The sequence below is a fragment of the Mycolicibacterium chengduense genome (assembly GCF_033741155.1).
In the GTDB taxonomy this organism is placed as follows: domain Bacteria; phylum Actinomycetota; class Actinomycetes; order Mycobacteriales; family Mycobacteriaceae; genus Mycobacterium.
On record NZ_JAWQNH010000001.1, the window covers coordinates 769,849 to 789,403 of the forward strand.

The window sequence follows — 19,555 nt, forward strand, 5'->3', positions numbered from 1 at the left end:
CCGGATGACGGAGGGGCCGGTCACGCGGAACAGCGTCGCCAGGGTGGGGGTGGCCACGGTGCTGTCCGCCGTGTGCGGCTACGCCGTGCTCTACCTGGCGGCCCGCAGTCTGGAACCGGCCGGGTTCTCCCTGTTCGGGGTGTTCTGGGGGGCGTTCGGTCTGGTGACCGGCGCCGCCTTCGGCCTGCTGCAGGAGTCCACCCGAGAGGTTCGGGCCGCCCGGTACACCGCGGCGGACACCGGTCCGCGCACCCACCCGATGCGGGTGGCGGCCGGAGTGGGGGTGGCCGCCGCCATCGTCACCGCGCTGAGCGCACCGTTGTGGTCGGCGCAGGTGTTCGCGCAGTCCAGGTTGCTGTCGGTGGCGCTGCTGAGCGTCGGGCTGGCCGGCTTCTGTCTGCACGCCACGCTGCTGGGCATGCTCGCGGGGGTGGATCGCTGGAGCCAGTACGGCGCCCTGATGGTGACCGACGCCGGGATCCGGGTGCTGGTCGCGGCGGCGAGTTTCCTGGCCGGGTGGGGGCTGACCGGCTATCTGTGGGCGACGGTCGCCGGCTCGGTGGCGTGGCTGATCCTGCTGTCGGCCTCACCGGCCAGCCGGGCCGCGGCGAGGCTCGCGACCCCGGGCGGGGTGCGCACCTTCCTGGCCGGCGCCACCCACTCGATCGCGGCCGCCGGTGCCAGCGCGATTCTGATCATGGGGTTTCCGGTGCTACTCAAGGCCACCACCACGCATCTGGGCGCCACCGGCGGGGTGGTGATCCTGGCCGTCACCCTGACCAGGGCACCGCTGCTGGTTCCGCTGACCGCGCTGCAGGGCAACCTGATCGCCTACTTCGTCGACAAACCGCACGAGCGGATCCGCGCCCTGACCACCCCGGTGCTGGTGGTGGCCGTGATCGGGCTGCTCGGCGTGGTCGCCGCCGGACTGGCCGGGCCGTGGCTGCTGCGTACCGCGTTCGGATCCGACTATGTGGCCGGTGGGCCGCTGCTGGCCTGGCTGACCGCAGGGGCGGTGGCCATTGCGTTGTTGACGCTGACCGGCGCGGCCACCGTGGCCGCCGCCCGGCAGCGGGCGTATGCGGTCGGGTGGGTGAGTGCCACGGTGGCGGCCACCCTGCTGTTGCTGCTGCCGGTCGGGTTGGAGACCCGGACCATCATCGCGCTGTTGTGCGGCCCGGTGGTCGGAATCGCCGTGCACCTGACCGCGCTGGCGCGGGGATGACGCGCGGTAGTCTGATGCGCATCGATACCCCGTACCAGGACGTTTGGATCATCGTCCCCGCCTTCAACGAAGCGAGCGTCATCGCCGATGTCGTCGCCGATCTGCGCACCGCCTTTCCCAACGTCGTGTGTGTCGACGACGGTAGCCGCGACGGTACTGCCGAGGCCGCGCATGCCGCCGGCGCGCACCTGGTACGTCATCCGGTCAACCTCGGCCAGGGGGCGGCCATCCAGACCGGCGTGGAGTACGCCAGGGCGAGGCCGGGTGCGGCGGTGTTCGTCACGTTCGACGCCGACGGTCAACACCGGGTCAAGGACGTGATCCGGATGATCGACCGGTTGGCGCCCGGCCGGACCGACGAGGTCGATCTGGTGATCGGCACCCGGTTCGGCGGTACGGTCACCCACACCCCGCCGCTCAAACGGATCATCCTGCGCGTCGCGGCCGCCGTCAGCCCGCACAGCCGCAGCCTGGGCTTGACCGACGCACACAACGGCCTGCGCGTGTTCAACAAGAAGGTGGCCGACGAACTCAACATCACCATGAACGGGATGTCGCACGCCGGCGAGTTCATCGCGCTGGCGGTCGAAAACCATTGGCGGGTGGCCGAAGAACCGGTAGAGATCCTCTACACCGACTATTCCAAGTCCAAGGGCCAGCCGCTGCTCAACGGGGTCAACATCTTGTTCGACGGTCTGCTGCGCGGAAGGATGCCGCGATGAACTGGATCCAGGTGCTGCTGATCGCCTCGGTCATCACGCTGCTGGTGTACCTGTTGCGGTCCCGGCGCAGCGCCCAGGCCAAGGCATGGGTGAAGCTGGGCTATCTGCTGTTCGTCGTCGCGGCCGTCTACGCGATCGTGCGACCCGACGACACCACCGTGGTGGCCAACTGGCTGGGCGTGAAACGCGGCGCCGACCTGCTGGAGTACGCCCTGATCATCGCGTTCCTGTTCACCACCATCAGCACCTATATGCGGTTCAAGGACCTGGAACTGCGGTATGCGCGGCTGGCGCGGGCCGTGGCCCTGGAATCGGCCCGTCCCCCGGACGAACCCGCTCACTGACCGCTGAGCAGCTTGGTCAGCAGGGCGATCTTGCGGGCCTCCAACTCCGGGTCGGGCAGCACCGGGCGCAGCATGGCGGCGCCGTCGAAGGTGTTGGTCAGCAGTGCGGTGACGACGGCGCGACCTTCGGCAGGGAACAGTTCGGCCGACGGTGCCGAGCCGGCCGCCTCGACGATCTTGGCGCTGTACTCGGTGAGGACGTCGGCCAGCGTTGCCCGCAGCTTGCCGTCGGTGCGGGCCGCGATCATCAGCTCGTACAGCACGGCGTTGGTGTCGTTGCCGGTGATGTCGCGCAGCACGGTCAGCACGGCGGGCAGCGGCGGTTCCGTGGTCGGGATCTCGGCGACCCGCTTGCTGAACAGTTCCAGTTGACGGCGCAGCGCCTCGTAGGCGGTGGCGGCCATGAAGTCCCCGATGGTCGGGTAATGCCGGAACAGCGCCCCCACGGACAGCCCGGCCCGCTTGCAGATGACCGCGGCCGACGCTCTGGCGTAACCGATTTCGATGATCGTCTCGATGCTGGCGTCGAGCAGTCGGGCGACCGTCTGTTCGCGGCGCTGCTGCTGGGTGCGGGCCATCAGACCGTGGCGGGGTACTGCACGGTCCCGGTGCCCGCCCGCAGGTACCGGCCGGACTTGGCGGTCGTTCCGTAGCCGTCGCGGAACTCACCGGCGCGGAACACCACCTGCCCGTTCACCCCGGTGGCGACCACGGCGGCGTCATTGCGGTTGACCATGCGGCTCAGCCCGCCGTAGAACGGCACCGTCTCCTCGTGGTACTCGTTCAGCGAGTCATCAAGAGCGGCCGGGTCGATGACCACGAAGTCGGCCCGATCACCGCGGCGCAGGGTGCCCGCATCGAGCCCGAACCAGTCGGCCACCTCGGCGGTGAGCCGGTGCACGGCGTGCTCGGTGGTCAGGAACGGCCGGCCGGCCCGGTCGGCGTCGCGCACGCGCTTGAGCAGCCGCAGCGCGTAGTTGTAGAAGGCCATGTTGCGAAGGTGCGCACCGGCATCCGAGAACCCCATGTGCACCGACGGTTCCTTGGCCAGTCGGTCCAGTTGCTTGGGCCGGTGGTTGGCCACGATGGTGGTCCACCGCACGTTGCGTTCGCCGTTCTCCACGAGAACGTCGAGGAAAGCGTCCAGCGGGTGCAGGCCCCGCTCATCGGCGATCTGTCCGAAACTCTTGCCGACCAGTGTGGCGTCGGGGCATTCGACGATGGTGGCGTCGTGGAAATCGCGGTGCCACAACGCCGGTCCGAGCTTGCGCCGGTCGAAGGAGCGGTGAAAGCGCCTGCGGTACTCCGGATCGGCGAGCAGCTTGTTGCGTTCGAGTTGATCGCGCAGATGCAGGGCCGCGGTGCCGGCGCCGAACTCTTCGAACACCGGCAGATCGATACCGTCGGAATACAGTTCGAACGGGACCGGCAGGTGCTGGAAGCGGACCTTCGCGGCCAGCAGCCGGTTCAACAGCCGGGTGCCTCGTCCCAGCACGTGCACCGCGCCGGGTGACGACTTGGCGTCGGCAGAGACCAGCAGGCTCATCTTCACGCCGCGACGCCGCCCGAATTGGGTGCTGCTTTCGAGGAAGAAGTTCAGCGCCTCTTGTATTTTCGCGACGTTCGGCGCGCTCTGCAGGATGCGCCCGCGTTTGCGCAGCACCTTGATCAGCCGTCGACGTTCCCGCCAGGTGGCGAAGGTGGACGGCAGCGCACGGGACCGGAACCGGTCACCGTCGAGCTTGTCGATGGCCGCGTCCATCCCGGACAACCCCAGCATCCCGGCGTCCAGCGCCGCGTCCAGCCGGGCGGCCATGGTCTCCAGTTCGGCGTCGGTGGGCACGACATCGCGCGTGGTGGCGCGGTCCAGACCGAGCACGGAGGCCCGCAGGTCCGAATGCCCCAGCAGCGACGCGACATTTGGGCCGAGTGGCAGCGCGTCGATGGCGGCCACATACTCGGCCGGGGTGGACCAGGTCTTGTGGCCCTGCAGGGCGCCCAGCACGTATTGGCGCGGGACGGCCTCGACCCGACTGAACAGGTCGGCGGCGTCCTCGCTGTCGGCGTACACCGTCGACAGCGAGCACATGCCCAGCAGCACGGTGGTGACACCGTGGCGCACGGACTCGCGGAGGCCGGGATCGAGCAGCACCTCGGCGTCGTAGTGGGTGTGCACGTCGATGAACCCCGGGACGATCCATTTGCCCGCCGCGTCGATCACCTCGGGGCAGCCGGTCTCGTCGAGCGGGCCGGACGACACGTCGGCGACGACACCGTCGCGGATTCCGAGGGTGCGGACCAGCGGGACGCGTCCCGTTCCGTCGAACCAGAGGCCGTCGCGGATGATCACGTCGTAGGACATCACGCGAGCCTAGGTTAGATAGCGAGCGCTCACAATCTTTTGACGAAATCAGTTGTCGCGGAAATAGTCGACTGTCCGCTCGATGCCCTCGTCGATGCCGACCTGCGGGCGCCAACCCAGCACCTGCGCGGCGCGGCTGATATCCAGCTGCGACTTGCGCAGATCCCCCAGGCGCGGCGGCAGGAATTCCGGATCGTCGGGGGCCCCGGCCGCCTTGGCGATCGCCGTGTGCAGGTCACGGACGCTGGTGCTGACGCCGGTGCCGATGTTGAACCGCTGCCCGCTGCCGGCTTCCCCGGCCGCCTTGACGAACGCATCCACCACGTCGTCGACGTAGACGTAGTCGCGGCTGTCGGTGCCGTCGCCGAAAATCTTGGTGGACTGTCCGGCCAGCAGCGCCTTGGCGAAGATCGCCACTACACCGGCCTCACCATGCGGATCCTGGCGCGGGCCATAGACATTGCCGGGCGCGATATGGGAGCAGTCCAGCCCGTAGAGGTTGCGGAAGGTATTGAGGTACACCTCGCCTGCCACCTTGCTCGCCGCGTACGGCGACGCCGGGTCGGTGGGCACGTCCTCGCCGGTGGGGTACACCGGCGGGGTGCCGTAGACGGAACCGCCGGAGCTGGTGTGCACGATCTTGCGGACACCGTGGGTGCGGGCGGCCTCGGCCAGCCGGATGGTGCCCACCACGTTGACCGTCGCATCGAATTGCGGGTTGTCCACCGAGTGGCGCACCGAGATCTGCGCGGCCAAGTGGAAGATCACCTCCGGCTTGGCGTCGGCAACGATGGCGCCGAGGTCGGCGTCGACGATATCGGCCTCGATGAAGGTGCCGTTCGGATGAGCTTCAGCCGAGGTCAGGTTGGGTCGTCGGCCGGTGCTGAGATCGTCGATGCCCACCACGGTGTGCCCGTCGGCGAGCAAACGATCGACGAGGGTTGATCCGATGAATCCGGCTGCCCCGGTGACGAGTGTGCGCACGGGCTCACTCTAACGAGCGCAGATGTGCGTCCGTACAGTCGGCGACGATGAAATGGATCGGCCTGGGCGAGCGAAGCGACGGGAAATGGCTCCTGGGCGAGCGAAGCGACGGGAAATGGCTCCTGGGCGAGCGAAGCGACGGGAAATGGGTCCGCGCCGCCATCGCGCTGATCGTGGCGCAGCTGGTGATCCGCGCCGTGGTGGCCTTCGGCGGGTACTTCTACTGGGATGACCTGATCCTGATCGGCCGGGCCGGCACCCAGGGCCTGCTGTCTCCGGGTTATCTGTTCGACGATCACGACGGGCACGTCATGCCGGGGGCGTTCCTGGTGGCCGGAATCATCACTCGGTTGGCCCCGTTCTCGTGGGTGTGGCCGGCCCTCAGCCTGTTGGTGTTGCAGCTGCTGGCATCGCTGGCGTTGTTGCGGGCGCTGCAGGTGATCCTCGGATGGCGTCCGGTGTTGTTGGTGCCCTTGACTTTCGCGCTGTTCACCCCGCTGACGGTGCCGGCGTTCGCGTGGTGGGCGGCCGGGCTGAATTCGCTGCCACTGCAGGCCGCGCTGGCCTGGGTGTGCGGGTCGGCGATCCTGCTGGTGCGCAGCGGTGAGCGACGGCACCTCTGGTCGGCGGTGCTGGCGTATGTCGGCGCGTTGCTGTTCTTCGAGAAGTCGGCGGTGATCCCGTTCGTCGCGTTCACGGTGGCCGCACTTCTCGCGCACGTCCGTGGCGACTCGGTGCGGGCGGTGTGGGTGCGCGGCCGGGACTTGTGGGTGGCGCTGCTCGCGATCACCGTGGCGTGGATCGGGGTGTACCTGCTCGTCGTCGACCAGAAGCGCTGGACGCTCGATCCGGCGATGACGTGGGACCTGTTGCGCCGCTCGGTGACTCACGCCATCGTGCCCAGCCTGGCCGGCGGCCCGTGGGAGTGGCAGCGCTGGGCGCCGGCGTCGCCGTGGGCCACACCGCCGGTCGGCGCCATGGTGCTGGGCTGGGTGGTGCTGGCGGCGGTGGTGGCGGTGTCGTTGGCGCGCAAACGCCGGATCGGTTGGGTGTGGGCGGCCGCGCTCGGTTATGCCGTGGCCTGTCAGGTGCCCATCTATCTGATGCGGTCCTCCCGGTTCACGGCGCTGGAGTTGGCCCAGACGTTGCGCTATCTGCCGGACCTGGTGGTGGTGCTCGCACTGCTGACCGCCGTCGCGTTCTGTGCGCCGAACCGGCCGTCTGCGCGTCTGGACGCCTCGGTATCGCGTTCGGTGGCGGTGGTCGCGGTGGCGGTGGCGTTCGTGGCGAGCAGCCTGTACTCGACGGTGACATTCCTACGGGTGTGGCGGGACAGCCCGGTGCCCGCGTACCTGGCCAACGCCCGAGCCGGCTTGGCCGCGGTCGACACTCCCCTGCTGGACCAGGAGGTGGACCCGCTGATCCTGCAGCGGGTGGCCGCGCCGGAGAACCTGGCCAGCCATATGTTCGCGCTCACCCGACCTCGCCCGGAGTTCGCCTCCGCCACAACGGAACTGCGGATGTTCGACAGCGCTGGACGGCTGTTGGACGCCCAAGTCACCTGGGTGCGGACCATCGTCGAGGGGCCGGCACCGCATTGCGGTTACCTGGTGCAGCCCGATACCGAGGTCACCATGCCGCTCGATGGGCCGCTCCTGCCCGCCGACTGGACCGCCGAGATCAACTACCTGGCCAACAACGACGGCTCGCTGACGATGACACTGCCCGAGGGAGTGCCGGCAAAGGTGCCGGTGCGGCCCGGCCTCAACCGGGTGTTCGTGCGGTTGTCCGGCGCGGGAGCGGCCATCCGGGTGCGGGCCAACACCGCGGCGCTGTCGGTGTGTATCGCCTCGGGTCCGGTCGGGTTCGTGGCACCGAAGTGACGTGGGCGCCCCGGTGATCCCCGGCGTGTGACACCGGGACTTGTCGGTGGCATTGCCTACGCTTTTGCCCATGAGTTGGCCAGATTCCCGACCGTCGGTCGTCGCGCCGTGCCCGCACTGCGATACCGAGACGGTCTGGCTGCAGACGGTGCACGGGGGCTGGCAGCTGTTCGACGCGAAGATGCAGCCGATCGACGACAGCGCGCCGGGCAACCGGTTCGCCATCGCGCGCCGTACCCGTCAGGTAGTCGATCTGGACAACGTCCTCGAATCACGCTGGCCGGCACAATGTCTGAGCCTGCACAGGTTCGGCTGCCCAGCCAGTTACGACGATTCCCGGCATTACCGGCGCCGGCCGCGTCAGGCCAACGACATCGACCTCGACGATCTGTTCCAGCGCCTGGCGGTGCGCAGGGAGGCGTTGCGAGCCGAGGCCGGTTAAGCGCCCGGGGCGGTGATGATCCGTCGGGCGGCCTCGATGACGAGGGTCCGCCGGTGCGCGATGGTCGTTTCGTCGGCGGCGCCGGTGACGGCGTCGGGCAGATGCGCCCAGGCCAGCCCGACGCCGAACAACAGCACGATGAGGTCGTCGGGTTTCCAGGACGGGTCCACCCGGCCGTCGGCCTGGGCGGCCGCGATGGCGGCGAGCACCGTCGCCGGGATGGGATGGCCGTCGCTGTCCGGTCCGGGCAGCGCGAAGCCCTCCAACCGGGCCCAGGTGAGCATGCGCAGATGCTCGGGGTGCCGGGAGGCCAGGTCGTAGACGCCCGCGGCGTACTCGGCGACATCCTCGGGCGCCATCGTGACGGATCGGAAGAACTCGGCGGCGTCGGCCAGTGCCACCTCCCGGAACAACGTCTCCTTGTCGCCGAAATGGGCATACAGGCGTTCCTTGCTGGCCTTGGCGGCTTTGGCGATGCGGTCGATGCGGGAGCCTGCCAGCCCGTACTGGGCGAATTCGGCGCGGGCCGCCGTCAGGATCTCGTCGCGCAATTCGGTCGTGGACCTCACAGCTGGATCATAGCCATACGAACTAGTTCGTTCGGTAGCGTGGTGACCATGTCCGCGCACATCATGACCAATGTGGATGCCCTCCTCGACCCGCCCGCCCATATCCGCGCCCTGCGCCGCGCCGCCGAATCCGTCGTCGATGCGGCGGCCCCGCTGGTCGACCTGTACCGGCCGTACGTCGACGGGCAGGACAAGCTACCCCGCGACGGCCGATTCCTGTTGGTGGGCAACCATTCTCAGAGCGGCGTCGAGGGCTTCCTGATCCCGTTCGCGGTCCGTCGAGAACTCGGTGTTCTGGTCCGTCCGCTGACCGACCGTGGCTTCGGCAAGATGCCGTTCCCGGCGGGTGAGCTGATGGCCGCGTTCGGTGCCACCGTCGGCTCACCGGAATCCGCGCGGCAGCTGATGCGCCACGATCAACCCATCCTGGTCTTTCCCGGCGGTGGCCGCGAGATCGCGAAGTTCAAGGGTGAGCAGAACACCCTGCGCTGGGAAGGCCGCGCCGGGTTCGCCCGGTTGTCGGTGGAGCACGACTACCCGATCGTGCCGGTGGCCCTGCTCGGCGGCGACGACGTCTACACCAGCCTGACCCGGCGCGACGGCCGGTGGGGCCGGTTCAGCCAGGGGCTGGCCGAGAAGCTGGGCGGCAAGCCGGAGATGGCCATGCCGCTGCTGCGGGGCGTCGGCCCCACCCTGATCCCCCACCCGCAGCGGATGTACCTGCGCTTCGCCACCCCCATCGACACCACGAAGCCGGCAGGCATCGACGAGCAGACGTGGGTGGCGACGGTGCGCGACGAGACCAAGAAGACGCTGGAACGCACCCTGCAGGAGCTGCAGGCCGTGCGCGTCGAGGATCCCTACCGGGAGCTGAACCCGTTGGCGTGGACCCGGGCCGCGCGGCCGGCCTGAGCGATCGAGTAGTCGACTACTCAGTACCCGCGGGCTCGAGTCCCTTAGCGTCGTGCAGGCACGCCGCTGCGGTGGCTCGCGGCATCCGCTTGGGACGAGGGGTCCACGCGGACGGTCTGCGGGCCGCACGCGAGATTGCGGTTGGTGCGGCTTCCACTCGAACTTCGCCGCAACAACCGCAATCTGGCGGAGTGTGGGCTGGATGCGCCGCCGGGATATCCCGAGGGCGAGATGGAGCCGCCTGGGGGAATCGAACCCCCGACCTTCTCATTACGAGTGAGATGCTCTACCGACTGAGCTAAGGCGGCGATGCCCGACACGCAGGCGCAGGTGAGTCTACGGCAGTCCCCGCCCACCACCCAAAAGGCCGCCCCGCATCAGCCCTTCAACGCCTGCCCCACCGTCGCCACCATGGCGTCGACGGCGAACTTGGGTTTCACGTTGGTCTCCAGCGCCTCGCGGCACTCCAGCACCGCCTCGATGCACCGCAGCAGTTTGTCGGGGCGGGCATGCGCGGCCAGGGCGGCGACCTTGTCCTGCATATCCGGATGGTTGGCCACCACCCCGCCCGCACCGGCGGACACCACCAGGGCGTCGCGGAAGTAGGTCGCCAGATCCATCAACGCCCGGTCCAGCGCATCCCGGGATGCCCGGGTCTGCCGCGACTTCTGCCGTTTCTCAAGGTCTTTGATCGCGCCGGCGGCGCCACGGATCGCCCCGGCGGCGCCCTTGCCGGTGCCGCCCGCACCCAGGGCGGTCCGCAGTTCCTCGGCTTCGGTCTCATTACGCCCGGCCGTCAGCGCCTTGGCCTCGGCCTCCGCGGTGGCCACCAGATCCTCGGCGGCGGCGTAGGCGCGGGCCGGCGTGGCGGCGTCGCGGGCCAGCCCCAGTGCCCGCTCCCGGCGCTGCCGGGCCTCCGGGTCGGTCGCCAGCCGGCGGGCCCGGCCCACGTGCCCACCGCTGATCGAGGCCGCCCAGGCGGCGACATCCTCGGCCAACCCGTCGCTGTCGGTGAGCACCTGGGCGATGGCCTCGGCCCGCGGCGTCACCAATGCGACATGGCGGCAGCGGGAGCGCAACGTCACCGCGATGTCCTCCGGGTCCACCGAGGGCGCGCACAGCAGGAACACCGTCGACGGGGGCGGTTCCTCGACCACCTTGAGCAACGCGTTGGCCGCACCTTCGGTGAGCCGGTCGGCATCCTCGACCACCACGATCTGCCAACGGCCGGTGCCCGGTCGGCGCGACGCGATCTGCACGATCTCGCGCATCTCCGAGACGCCGATGGACAGCCCCTCCGGGATGATGCGCCGCACGTCGGCGTGCGTGCCGGCCAGCGTCGTGGTGCAGGCCCGGCACTCACCACAGCCCGGATCGCCTTCGGACTGGCACTGCAGCGCCGCCGCGAAGCACACCGCGGCGATCGACCGGCCGGACCCGGGCGGACCGGTGATCAGCCACGCATGCGTCATCCCGCCGGCTGTGAGCGCACTGTGAGACGAATCACCACGGGCCGCCCGAGCCGCGGCCACCAACTCGGCCGCCACGGCATGTTGGCCCACCAGCCGCTCGAATACACCGCTTCCCACCGCAGCAAGACTAGTGGTGCCGACAGACACGACATAAGAACTGCGACGCACGAGGTCACACCCGACCGATACGGTAAACGGGTGAGCACGGCAACCAACCCGATCGGGCGAATCGGCGCATTCGTCCGCTGGGTGGCGCGTACGCCGTGGCCGGTGTTCACGCTCGGCATGGTGCAGTCCGACATCATCGGCGCGCTGTTCGTGCTGGGTTTCCTGCGGTTCGGACTACCGGCCGAGGACCGTATCCAGCTGCAGGACCTCCCGGCGGTCAACCTCGCGGTCTTCCTCGGTTACCTGTTCGTCGCGTTCACCGTCGGCGCCTATCTGAGCCTGCGGTTGCTGCTGCCCGTCATCCGCTGGCAACGTCGGGACACCCTGCTGGCCGACGGCGACCCCACGATCACCGGCCTGGCGCGGGTGCGCGCGCTGAAGATGCCCTTCTACCGAACCCTGATCAGCGTCTCCAACTGGCTGCTCGGGTCGATCGTGTTCATCATCGCCAGCTGGCCGGTGGCCAGTAAGTCCGCGCCCGTCGTCGCGGTCGCCACGGCCCTGGGTGCCACCGCCACCGCGATCATCGGCTACTTGCAGTCCGAACGGGTGCTGCGCCCGGTCGCCGTGGCCGCGCTGCGCGGCGGCGTGCCGGAGAACTTCCGCGCCCCCGGCGTCATCCTGCGCCAGGTGCTGACCTGGGTGCTGTCCACCGGGGTGCCGCTGCTGGCCATCGTGCTGGCGCTGGTGGCCAGCAAGTTCGCCATCCTCACCGCACCGGCGGATCGGTTGAACACCCCGCTGCTGCTGTTGGCCATCGCCGCCCTGGTGATCGGACTGTCCGGCACGGTGTTGGTCGCCATGTCCATCGCCGACCCGCTGCGCCAGCTGCGCTGGGCCCTCGGCGAGGTGCAGCGCGGAAACTACAACGCGCACATGCAGATCTACGACGCCAGCGAGCTGGGCCTGCTGCAGGCCGGGTTCAACGACATGGTCCGCGACCTGGCCGAGCGGCAGCGGCTGCGCGACCTGTTCGGCCGCTACGTCGGCGAGGACGTGGCCCGCCGTGCGCTGGAGCGCGGCACCGAACTCGGCGGCCAGGAGCGTGACGTCGCGGTGTTGTTCGTCGACCTGGTGGGCTCGACCCAGCTGGCCTCGACGGTGCCCGCGTCGGAAGTGGTGAACCTGCTCAACGAGTTCTTCCGGGTCATCGTCGACACCGTCAACAAGCACGGCGGGTTCGTCAACAAGTTCCAGGGTGACGCGGCGCTGGCCATCTTCGGCGCGCCGATTGAGCACCCGGACGCCTCCGGTGCCGCGCTGGCCGCCTCCCGTGAACTGCACGACGAACTGGTGACGGTGCTGGGCCAGACCGAATTCGGTATCGGGGTGTCCGCCGGCCGCGCCATCGCCGGGCATATCGGCGCGCAGGCCCGGTTCGAGTACACCGTGATCGGCGACCCGGTCAACGAGGCTGCGCGCCTGACCGAACTGGCCAAGCTGGAGGCCGGTCACGTGCTGGCGTCGGCGATCGCGGTGAGCGGCGCGCTGGACGCCGAGGCCCTGTGCTGGGATGTCGGCGAGATCGTCTCGCTGCGCGGCCGGGTGGCCCCCACTCAGCTGGCGCGACCGGTCAAGCTGGCCATGCCGGAACGCCGCGACCTGGTCGCAGACACTCCGTCGGACTCGCAGAGCTGAGTTGTTCGCGCGAAAGCGACTGGCGCTCAGGCCTTCTTGACGGCCTTCTTCGCCGGCGCCTTCTTGGCGGCGGTCTTCTTGACGGCCTTCTTCGCAGGCGTCTTCTTGGCCGCTTTCTTCACCGGGCCGCGTGCCCGGCGGTCCGCCAGCAGTTCCGAGGCGCGCGCGTCGGTGATCGACAGCACGTCATCACCCTTGCGCAGGCTGGCATTGGTCTCACCGTCGGTGACGTACGGGCCGAACCGGCCGTCCTTGATCACCATCGGCTTCTCCGAAACCGGGTCCACCCCCAACTCACGCAGCGGCGGGGTGGCCGCGCCCTGACGGCCGCGCCGCTTGGGCTCGGCGTAGATCTTCAGCGCCTCGTCCAGGGTGATGGTGAACATCTGTTCTTCGGTGGCCAGCGAACGAGAGTCGGTGCCGCGCTTGAGGTATGGGCCGTAGCGGCCGTTCTGCGCGGTGATCTCCTCACCGTTGGCCGGGTCGACACCCACGACCCGCGGCAGCGACAGCAGCTTGAGCGCGTCCTCCAGGGTGACGGTCTCCAAGTCCATCGAACGCAGCAGCGAACCGGTCCGCGGCTTGGGGCCGGTCGGCTTCTTGCCCTTCTTGGCACCCACGCCCGCATCCGGATCCTCGGGGGGCTCGGGCAGCACCTCGGTGACATACGGCCCGAAACGACCGTCCTTGGCCAGGATTTCGTGTCCCGTCTCCGGATCGACTCCCAGCGAGCGGCCCTCTTGCGGTGTGGCGAAGAGCTTTTCGGCGAGCTCCAGGGTCAGCTCGTCCGGGGTCAGCTCGTCCTTGAGGTTGGCGCGCTGCGGCTTGAGCTCACCGGGGTTCTCGGGGTCTTCGACCATCCGCTCCAGATACGGCCCGTTGCGGCCGACCCGGACGTTGATGGCACGACCTTGGTCGTCGTCGAAGAGCTTGATGGAGTTGACCTCTCGGGCATCGATGCCCTCCAGGTTGCCGCCCACCAGTTGTTTGAGGCCACCGGCGCGGGCAATCGACCCGTCCACCCCGTGCTCGCCGCCGAAATAGAAATTGGACAGCCAGTTGGTGCGCCGCTCGTTTCCCGAGGCGATCTCGTCGAGTTCGTCCTCCATGGCCGCGGTGAAGTCGTAGTCCACCAGTCGACCGAAATGCTGTTCCAGCAAGCCGATCACGGCGAACGCCACCCAGGACGGCACCAGGGCGCTGCCCTTCTTGTGCACGTAGCCGCGGTCCTGAATGGTCTTGATGATCGACGAGTACGTCGACGGCCGGCCGATGCCGAGGTCTTCCAGCGCCTTGATCAGCGAAGCCTCGGTGTAGCGGGCCGGCGGTGAGGTGGTGTGCCCGTCGGCGGTCAGCTCGGCGGCGTCCACGCGCTGCCCCTGGGTCAGGTTGGGCAGCCGGCTCTCGGCATCGTCGGCCTCGCCACCGGCCTGCTCGTCGAGGCTCTCGACGTAGGCCTTGAGGAAGCCGGCAAAGGTGATGGTCCGGCCGCTGGCGTTGAACACCACCTGCTCGCCACTGCGAGCCTGACCCGAGATCCGCAACGACAGCGTCGTACCGCGGGCATCGGCCATCTGCGAGGCGACGGTGCGCTGCCAGATCAGCTCGTAGAGCCGGAACTCGTCGGTGTCCAGTGCGCTGTGCAGCTGGCCGGGGGTCTGGAAGACGTCACCCGCCGGACGGATGGCCTCGTGCGCCTCCTGGGCGTTCTTGACCTTGCGCGTGTACTGCCGCGGCGAGGGGTGCACGTACTCCTCGCCGTACAGCTGACGGGCCTGGTTGCGCGCCGCGTTGATCGCCGACTCCGACAGGGTGGTCGAGTCGGTACGCATGTAGGTGATGTAGCCGTTCTCGTACAGCCGCTGCGCGATGCTCATGGTGCGCTCCGAGGAGAACCGCAGCTTGCGGCCGGCCTCCTGCTGCAACGTCGAGGTCATGAACGGCGCATACGGCTTACGGGTGTACGGCTTTTGCTCCACCGAGGACACGGTGAGCTGCGCGCCGCGCAACCCGGCGGCGAGCGCACCCGCGGCCGCCTCGTCGAGCACCAGCACCTCGTCGGGCTTGCGGACCGCGCCGAGCGAGTCGAAATCCCGGCCGGCGGCCACGCGCCGGCCGTCGACGGTGTTCAGCTTGGCGGTGAACCGCGGCGGCGACGCCTGCGGATCCGACACGCTGGCATCCAGCTCGGCGGTGACATCCCAGTAGCCGGCGCTGCGGAACGCCATGCGCTCACGCTCGCGCTGCACGATGATCCGGGTCGCCACCGACTGCACCCGGCCCGCCGACAGCTTGGGCGCCACCTTCTTCCACAGCACCGGGGACACCTCGTAGCCGTAGAGGCGGTCCAGGATGCGGCGGGTCTCCTGAGCGTCGACCAGGTCGATGTCCAGGTCGCGGGGGTTCTCGGCGGCGGCGCGGATGGCCGGTTCGGTGATCTCGTGGAACACCATCCGCTTGACCGGGACGCGTGGTTTCAGCGTCTCCAGCAGATGCCAGGCGATGGCTTCACCCTCGCGGTCACCGTCGGTGGCGAGATAGAGCTCGTCGACACCCTTGAGCAGATCTTTCAGCTCGGCGACGGTGGCCTTCTTGTCGGGGCTGACGATGTAGAGCGGCTCGAAGTTGTCGTCGACGTTGACCCCGAGTCGGGCCCACGGCTCCGATTTGTACTTGGCCGGGACGTCGGCGGCGTTGCGCGGCAGGTCGCGGATGTGCCCCCGGGAAGACTCCACGACATAGTTGGAGCCCAGGTAGCCGGCGATTTTGCGCGCCTTGGTCGGCGACTCGACTATGACGAGCCGCCGAACGGTACCGGCGCCTCCCCGGCTCCGGTCGTCGTCAGCCACCTGCTCCTACACTCCACTTCTATATGTACTGCGTGCCGCCACTTGTCCAGCGCGTCAGCAATTGACAATTTCGCACCCCGCGCTGATCAACGCAAACCGGCTCGCCCGCAGGAGGCGCTCATGTCCGCGGCCACTTGGCGAACGCATCGGTGTCCCCCGGCGGTTCCCCGACCGTCTCTACCAGGCGTAACAGTCGCCGACGGCCACTGATTCGCAGTGCCGGGCGCGAGCCGCGGGTGCCGATCAGGGTGGGCGCAATTCCCACCCGCATGAGCGCCGCCGCCAGGGCCGCGTGGGTATCCGGCGCGTGCGGATCCAGGCCCAGCAGGTACCGGTCGGCCTCCGGCGTGCCGTCGGCCAGTGTCCAGGCCCGCAGCTCGCGCGGACCGGGCAACCACTCCGGGGGCACCGTCTTGACCGCACCCCGGGTCCACGCCCTGGCGATGCCGATCAGCCGGTTGTCCATCCCGGTGCGGACCAGCGGGGTGTTCTCGTCGGTCCTGGCGATCTCGGGTGTCAAGCCCGCCTCGGTGATCATCTCGGCCAGCCCCTCGGCACGCCAGAGCCGGTCGACAACCACCGACAGCCGTGCCTCCTGGCCGGAGATCACCACCTGGCCGGACGCCGCCAGAATCCCCGTCAGGTCGGCTACCTGGGGAGGTATCGACTCAGCCGAGAAGAACGACAGCTGGCTCACCCGCACGACACTATCCGGGGCGAGCGCAGCGACGGGGAATTGACGCGTGGCGAGCGCAGCGACGGGAGATCGACGCGTGACGGGAGATTGGCCACCCTAAACGAAAACGCCCCCGGCGTGGCCGGGGGTGTTTCCTCAGATCGACTGGCTCAGACGGCGCGAACGCCGGTGGCCTGCGGACCCTTGGGGCTCTGGCCGACCTCGAACTCAACCTTCTGGTTCTCCTCCAGGGTCCGGAAGCCCGACCCCTGGATCTCCGTGTAGTGGACAAACACGTCAGCGGAGCCGTCCTCGGGGGCGATGAAACCGAAGCCCTTCTCCGCGTTGAACCACTTCACAGTTCCCTGTGGCATTTTCCGTACATTCCTTCTCTTACCGGGTGCGGTTCACCGACTTCCGGTGTACCGGGCCCGTTCCGACCGCCAATCCTTCGTGGAGTCGTCGGAACTAGCCCCGACCTACAACCCTCGCAGGAACCGCGATCGCAACGACGATCCTGCGAGTGCTAGTACACGAACACAGAAGCTGCGACCGCGATAAGTCAATCATGTTCGAGCCGTCTGCGACAGTCTCGGCACGCGTCAGTAGTTAACAATTCACCTGGGGACACAATCCGGGAAACACCGGCGAAATTTGCAGCGATCCTCCGGGCATGTGAGAGAGGAAGTCAGGTGGGCGGTTCGGCGGCCGAATCCGGGTCGCAATTCGGGCATGACCTGCTGGCCAGGGCGCTCGACGGCACGGCGGCCGACGAGCATCCGTTACGCCACGTCACCGACCTGCCGCCGCGCCGGGCGCAGACCCGCCCGTGGCCGCAGTGGGCACCGGCCGACGTGGTCGCGGCGTACGCCGATCGGGGCGTCACCGGCCTGTGGTCGCATCAGCTGGCCGCCGCCGAGCTGGCCCACGCGGGCCGGCACGTGGTGCTGTCGACGGGGACGGCGTCGGGCAAGTCGTTGGCCTACCAGCTGCCGATCCTCACCGCGATGTCGGCCGATCCGCGGGCCAGGGCGCTGTATCTGTCCCCGACCAAGGCGCTGGGCCACGATCAGCTGCGCACCGCCCAGGCCCTCACCGGCGAGATCGGCGCCCTGCGCGACGTCGCGCCCAGCGCCTACGACGGCGACGCCACCACCGAGATGCGGCGTTTCGCGCGGGAACGGTCCCGGTGGATCTTCTCCAATCCCGACATGATCCACCTGTCGATGCTGCGCAACCATGCCCGATGGGCGGTGTTCCTGCGCAATCTCAGATACATCGTGGTCGACGAGTGTCATTACTACCGGGGCATCTTCGGGTCGAACGTGGCGATGGTGTTGCGCCGCCTGTTGCGGTTGTGCGAGCGGTATTCGGGTAACCCGACCATCGTCTTCGCCAGTGCCACAACGGCTTCGCCCGCCGAGACCGCCGCCGAGTTGATCGGCCAGACCGTCGTCGCGGTGACCGACGACGGCTCACCGCAGGGCGGGCGCACGGTGGCGTTGTGGGAGCCGGCCCTGCTCGACGACCTCACCGGGGAGAACGGCGCCCCGGTCCGGAGGTCCGCCGGCGCCGAGGCGGCCCGGGTGATGGCCGACCTGATGGCCGAAGGTGCCCGCACGCTGACGTTCGTGCGGTCCCGGCGCGGTGCCGAGTTGACCGCCCTTGGCGCGCGGGCCCGGCTGGAGGAGATCGCGCCGCACATCGCCGACCAGGTGGCGTCGTATCGGGCCGGGTACCTCGCCGAGGACCGCCGCGAACTGGAACGGGCCTTGGCCGAAGGTGACCTGCGCGGCCTGGCCACGACGAATGCGCTGGAACTCGGTGTCGACATCGCCGGGCTGGACGCCGTGCTGCTGGCCGGATTCCCGGGCACCGTCGCCTCGTTCTGGCAGCAGGCCGGCCGGTCGGGCCGGCGCGGGCAGAGCGCCCTGATCGTGCTGATCGCCCGCGACGATCCGCTGGACACCTACCTGGTGCACCATCCGGCGGCCCTGCTGGACAAGCCGATCGAGCGGGTGGTGATCGACCCGGCCAACCCGCATGTGCTGGGTCCGCAGCTGCTGTGCGCTGCCACCGAACTGCCCCTGACCGACGCCGAGGTGCGCACCTGGGGGGCCGAGGCGGTGGCCGGTGAACTGGTCGACGACGGATTGCTGCGGCACCGACCGGGCGGCTACTTCCCCACGCCCGGTGTGGATCCGCACCACGCCGTCGACATCCGGGGTTCCTCGGGCGGGCAGATCGCGATCCTGGAGGACGGCACCGGACGCATGCTGGGCACCACCGGCACCGGCCAGGCCCCGGCCTCGATCCACCCCGGGGCGGTGTATCTGCACCAGGGTGAGACCTACCTGGTGGATTCGCTGGATTTCGAGGAAGGTATCGCCTTCGTCCACGCCGAGGACCCCGGCTACACCACCTCTGCCCGCGAGATCACCGATATCAGTGTGTCCGGACCGGGGGAACGAAAAACGTTCGGCGATATCACCATCGGCCTGGTTCCGGTGTCGGTGACCAACACGGTGACCGGCTATCTGCGACGCCGGGTGGATGGTGAAGTCATCGACTTCATCGAGCTGGACATGCCGTCGCGGACGCTGGACACCGTGGCGGCGATGTGCACGCTGACGCCGGAGCTGTTGGCGGACAACGGTATTGATATGTTGCGGGTGCCCGGATCGCTGCACGCCGCCGAACACGCGGCGATCGGCCTGCTGCCGCTGGTGGCCAGCTGCGACCGGGGCGATATCGGCGGGGTGTCGACGGCGGCGGGCCCGGGCCCGGGAGACCTGACCGGGTTGCCGACCATCTTTGTCTACGACGGCTACCCGGGTGGGGCGGGTTTCGCCGACCGCGGATTCCGTAGGTTCAGCACCTGGTGGGGTGCCACCGCGGCCGCCATCGAAGCGTGCGAATGCCCGTCAGGCTGCCCGTCATGTGTGCAATCGCCCAAGTGCGGCAACGGAAATGACCCGCTGGACAAGGCCGGGGCGATTGCGGTGCTGCGCATGGTGCTCGGCGTACTCGCGCGCCACGAGCAGTGACGATTCACCCCTCGGCAATCGCCCGCTGCCCCGACGTACCGCTGCGGCACGCCGAGCACCGCGACATTGCGACAAACGGTCGGACAACGCGATCCGTTTTCAACCCCGGATCAAACCGGGTGCCGACGTAAAGTACCCCGCGACCTGGGCAGACGCAACCCGTCCTGGGCGCAGCGACCCCGACGAGTCCGCGCTTCGAGCCCTCCGATCAGCAAATTCCGACGGAATCCGCAGCTGCCGCAAACTTCGGGCGGGCCCAGGG

At 68.9% G+C, this 19,555-nt stretch carries 16 protein-coding genes and 1 tRNA gene; 8 read left to right on the forward strand and 9 right to left on the reverse strand.

Annotation, left to right across the window (positions count from 1 at the left end; genetic code table 11):
• Positions 1–4: 4 nt before the first annotated feature.
• The 3 genes from SBI67_RS03895 to SBI67_RS03905 are packed head-to-tail and all read left to right on the forward strand — an operon-like array spanning position 5 to position 2,291.
• Positions 5–1,225 carry a polysaccharide biosynthesis protein gene (locus SBI67_RS03895; RefSeq protein ID WP_318979269.1) on the forward strand — a complete coding sequence of 407 codons (1,221 nt, stop codon included), beginning with the start codon at positions 5–7 and terminating at the stop codon, positions 1,223–1,225.
• Positions 1,226–1,239: 14 nt separating this feature from the next.
• Positions 1,240–1,947, forward strand: coding sequence for a polyprenyl-phospho-N-acetylgalactosaminyl synthase PpgS (locus tag SBI67_RS03900; RefSeq protein ID WP_318979270.1), 708 nt, complete (start codon positions 1,240–1,242; stop codon positions 1,945–1,947).
• The gene (locus tag SBI67_RS03905; RefSeq protein WP_266048401.1) at positions 1,944–2,291 is read left to right on the forward strand and encodes a DUF2304 domain-containing protein; all 348 of its coding nucleotides are present in this window, start codon (positions 1,944–1,946) and stop codon (positions 2,289–2,291) included. Before SBI67_RS03900 ends, SBI67_RS03905 begins: the two co-directional genes overlap by 4 nt.
• Here SBI67_RS03905 and SBI67_RS03910 read toward each other — a convergent pair.
• From SBI67_RS03910 to SBI67_RS03920, 3 genes are read right to left on the reverse strand one after another with little or no spacing between them, the layout of a single operon-like run.
• Positions 2,285–2,869 (reverse strand): TetR/AcrR family transcriptional regulator, encoded by a 585-nt coding sequence (locus SBI67_RS03910; RefSeq protein ID WP_318979271.1) that lies wholly within the window; start codon positions 2,867–2,869, stop codon positions 2,285–2,287. The genes SBI67_RS03905 and SBI67_RS03910 overlap by 7 nt on opposite strands.
• The gene (locus tag SBI67_RS03915) at positions 2,869–4,653 is read right to left on the reverse strand and encodes an N-acyl-D-amino-acid deacylase family protein (protein WP_318979272.1); all 1,785 of its coding nucleotides are present in this window, start codon (positions 4,651–4,653) and stop codon (positions 2,869–2,871) included. Before SBI67_RS03915 ends, SBI67_RS03910 begins: the two co-directional genes overlap by 1 nt.
• 48 nt (positions 4,654–4,701) lie before the next feature.
• Positions 4,702–5,637, reverse strand: a complete 936-nt coding sequence (locus SBI67_RS03920) for an NAD-dependent epimerase/dehydratase family protein (protein ID WP_318979273.1) — start codon at positions 5,635–5,637, stop codon at positions 4,702–4,704.
• 47 nt (positions 5,638–5,684) lie between these two features.
• Between SBI67_RS03920 and SBI67_RS03925 the strand changes: the two genes are divergently transcribed.
• On the forward strand, positions 5,685–7,520 hold the full coding sequence (locus SBI67_RS03925; protein ID WP_318979274.1) for a hypothetical protein: 1,836 nt from the start codon (positions 5,685–5,687) through the stop codon (positions 7,518–7,520).
• A 70-nt stretch (positions 7,521–7,590) separates the two neighbouring features.
• Positions 7,591–7,962 (forward strand): hypothetical protein, encoded by a 372-nt coding sequence (locus SBI67_RS03930; protein WP_318979275.1) that lies wholly within the window; start codon positions 7,591–7,593, stop codon positions 7,960–7,962.
• Here the strand turns inward: SBI67_RS03930 and SBI67_RS03935 are convergent.
• Positions 7,959–8,531, reverse strand: a complete 573-nt coding sequence (locus SBI67_RS03935; RefSeq protein WP_318979276.1) for a TetR/AcrR family transcriptional regulator — start codon at positions 8,529–8,531, stop codon at positions 7,959–7,961. The genes SBI67_RS03930 and SBI67_RS03935 overlap by 4 nt on opposite strands.
• 48 nt (positions 8,532–8,579) lie before the next feature.
• Here SBI67_RS03935 and SBI67_RS03940 point away from each other — a divergent pair, with 48 nt between their 5' ends.
• Positions 8,580–9,443 (forward strand): lysophospholipid acyltransferase family protein, encoded by an 864-nt coding sequence (locus SBI67_RS03940; protein WP_318979277.1) that lies wholly within the window; start codon positions 8,580–8,582, stop codon positions 9,441–9,443.
• A gap of 232 nt (positions 9,444–9,675) precedes the next feature.
• Here SBI67_RS03940 and SBI67_RS03945 read toward each other — a convergent pair.
• A tRNA-Thr gene (locus SBI67_RS03945) sits at positions 9,676–9,751 on the reverse strand.
• 69 nt (positions 9,752–9,820) lie between these two features.
• Entirely contained in the window at positions 9,821–11,032 is a 1,212-nt protein-coding gene (locus SBI67_RS03950) for a DNA polymerase III subunit delta' (RefSeq protein ID WP_318979278.1), read from the reverse strand.
• Between the two features lie 81 nt (positions 11,033–11,113).
• On the opposite strand from SBI67_RS03950, the gene SBI67_RS03955 reads away from it, so the two are divergent.
• Complete coding sequence (locus tag SBI67_RS03955; protein ID WP_318979279.1) at positions 11,114–12,721, forward strand: adenylate/guanylate cyclase domain-containing protein; 1,608 nt, start codon at positions 11,114–11,116, stop codon at positions 12,719–12,721.
• 26 nt (positions 12,722–12,747) lie between these two features.
• On the opposite strand, the gene topA is transcribed toward SBI67_RS03955, so the two are convergent.
• The 3 genes from topA to SBI67_RS03970 form a co-directional block, all read right to left on the reverse strand.
• A complete protein-coding gene (gene topA, locus SBI67_RS03960; protein WP_318979280.1) occupies positions 12,748–15,570 on the reverse strand; it encodes a type I DNA topoisomerase in 2,823 nt (940 codons plus the stop codon).
• A 118-nt stretch (positions 15,571–15,688) separates the two neighbouring features.
• Entirely contained in the window at positions 15,689–16,267 is a 579-nt protein-coding gene (locus SBI67_RS03965; protein WP_318979281.1) for a hypothetical protein, read from the reverse strand.
• Between the two features lie 149 nt (positions 16,268–16,416).
• Positions 16,417–16,620 (reverse strand): cold-shock protein, encoded by a 204-nt coding sequence (locus SBI67_RS03970; protein ID WP_006243848.1) that lies wholly within the window; start codon positions 16,618–16,620, stop codon positions 16,417–16,419.
• Between the two features lie 318 nt (positions 16,621–16,938).
• Here SBI67_RS03970 and SBI67_RS03975 point away from each other — a divergent pair, with 318 nt between their 5' ends.
• Positions 16,939–19,293, forward strand: coding sequence for a DNA 3'-5' helicase SftH (locus SBI67_RS03975; RefSeq protein WP_318979282.1), 2,355 nt, complete (start codon positions 16,939–16,941; stop codon positions 19,291–19,293).
• Positions 19,294–19,555 lie beyond the last annotated feature (262 nt).